1 protein-coding gene is annotated in these 1313 nt (G+C 57.6%); it reads right to left on the bottom strand.

Translation table 11 applies throughout. From position 1 onward, the window contains the following. Positions 1–60: 60 nt before the first annotated feature. Positions 61–1247, bottom strand: a protein-coding gene (locus tag HNH97_RS07490) for an IS3-like element ISGxy1 family transposase (RefSeq protein WP_139064263.1) whose coding sequence is annotated in 2 segments (ribosomal slippage) — positions 61–989 and positions 989–1247 — 1188 coding nt in all. Because the reading frame shifts where the segments join, the coding sequence is not laid out codon by codon here. Positions 1248–1313: the final 66 nt, after the last annotated feature.

Genomic DNA, 1313 nt, shown 5'->3' with positions numbered 1-1313 from the left:
AGAGGTGGACCCGTCTGTTCGGACAGTTTTTGGGTTTGAATAAGCTATACCCGGTTGTTGTTATGCCGCCATTCTGACGGCGTTGCTGTTGGCCATCTGGTCCGGGGTTAACGCCGGACCAGATGGCGTCGGCGCGCCATGATACGCCTCATCAGGCGTTCGTCCAGCCAGGGCCGTATGGGGACGTTGCCCGTTATAATGGGTGATCCATTTCGTGAGCCCCACTCGAAGTTCTGATCCGGTCTCAAATGCGTGCAGGTAGACACATTCGTATTTCAACGACCGCCACAGACGCTCGATGAACACGTTGTCCAGCCAGCGCCCACGCCCGTCCATGCTAATGCGGATCTGACGTTCTTCCAGGATACCGGTAAAACGGGGCGTCGTGAATTGTGAGCCCTGGTCCGTGTTGAAAATCTCCGGGGTGCCGTAACGCATCAGCGCATCCCGAAGTGCCTCAATACAGAACTCCGCGTCCATCGTGTTCGACAGACGCCAGGACAGCACCTTGCGCGTGAACCAGTCCATGATCGCCACGAGATAGAGAAATCCCCGTTTCATGGGAATATATGTGATATCGGAACACCAGACCTGGTTAGGTCGATCAATGACCAGATCCCGCAGCAGATATGGATATTTCCGATGCTCCGGATGGGGCACACTCGTGCGTGGCTTCTGGTAGATCGCCCGCAGGCCCATGATCGCCATGAGCCGGCGGACGCGTTTGCGCCCCACTTCATGTCCCAGGCGGCGCAGATGCCATGTCATCTGCCGCGAGCCATAATACGGCCTTTCCAGGAACTGGGCGTCGATCAGCCGCATCAACTCCAGATTGGCCTCACTCTGTGGCACAGACCGATAGTAGACGCCCGACCGGTTGAGTCGCAGCAGTGTGCATTGCCGGATTATCGGCAGACGCGCTCGCTTCGGGTCAATCATCTGCCGCCTCTGATCACGCCCAACCGAGCAGAGGCATCGCGTAAAAAATCCCGTTCCACGAGAAGCTCGCCTATCTTCGCGTGCAGTTTCTCCACATCAGCAGGGCTGACCGGGGGCTCAGACGTCGCTTTCCCGGAAAAGGTGGCCGCCATCCCCTCGATCGCCTGCCGTTTCCACTGGGCGATCATCGTCTGATGCACCCCATGTTTCGAAGCCAGTTCCGCCAGCGTCAGTTCCCCACGGATCGCTTCCAGGGCAACCCGTGATTTGAACTCCGCCGCATACCTCTTGCGCGTAACCTTGCCCATAAAACCCGTTCTCTCTCAGGTCGGATTATAGCTTATTGCCCTGTCCGAAAAATGGGGACCACCTCT

It is taken from the genome of Gluconacetobacter entanii, from assembly GCF_013155425.1.
In the GTDB taxonomy this organism is placed as follows: Bacteria; Pseudomonadota; Alphaproteobacteria; order Acetobacterales; family Acetobacteraceae; genus Novacetimonas; species Novacetimonas entanii.
Note: the sequence above shows the minus strand (reverse complement) of the source record. Positions and strands in the feature narration are given on the sequence as shown.